1 protein-coding gene is annotated in these 804 nt (G+C 49.0%); it reads right to left on the reverse strand.

The window, feature by feature from the left end; all coding sequences use genetic code 11:
- The coding region (locus K0T92_RS24575; protein ID WP_246628417.1) for a condensation domain-containing protein at window positions 1-787 on the reverse strand (787 nt) is incomplete at its 3' end.
- Window positions 788-804: the final 17 nt, after the last annotated feature.

Consider the following 804-nt stretch of genomic DNA (forward strand, 5'->3'; position numbering starts at 1 on the left):
CAGACATTTCGAAGGCCGTTTCGTTGCTTCCGCCATCAAATTGCCCTAAATAGTTAAAGCTCAGCTCAGGCCCCTCAGTAGCCCGTTCTCCCGCACTTTCATGCGAACTTGTCAATCCATATCCGATGCCGCGGCGAGGGATCCGGTTCAAGCATTCTTTAATATGCTTGATATGATAACGGAGGTCTTTATCCCGCTCGACAGCCAGCTTCACGGGATAACATGTCGTAAACCAGCCGACCGTTCTCGTTAGATTGATATCCTCAAACAGTTCTTCCCTGCCATGACCCTCCATTTGGACCCAAATCTCGTCCATGCCGCTCCATTCCTGAACGGCAAGCGATAATGCGGCCAGCAAAATATCATTGATCTCCGTATTGTAAGCATGGTTGACCCGACGCAGCAGTTGTTCCGTCCGCATTTCGGACAAAGCGGTTCCCCAATGACGCATATCTTCCAAATAACACTCGCCGGCCTTCCAGTCTACCGAGAGCCTTGCAGCAGGCTCAGATGTAAGTTCCATCCAATAACTACGATCTTCCTTCATATCTGGATCGTCTGCAAAATCCACTAGCCGTTCCGACCATCGTTTGAAAGAATCCGTCTTGAGCGGCAGGACAATAGGCTGGTCGCTGGAGGCTTGTCCATAAGCGACAGCTATATCCTCCAACAAGATTCTCCATGATACACCGTCAACGACCAAATGATGAATGGCGATAAGGAGATGGTCGCCGTTTCGTGTTTTGAACAATCCCAATTTGACCAATGGTCCCTGGTTAATATCCATACTACTCTGAATTTCTC

The organism is Paenibacillus oenotherae (assembly GCF_019443105.1).
Classification (GTDB): Bacteria; Bacillota; Bacilli; order Paenibacillales; family Paenibacillaceae; genus Paenibacillus_Z; species Paenibacillus_Z oenotherae.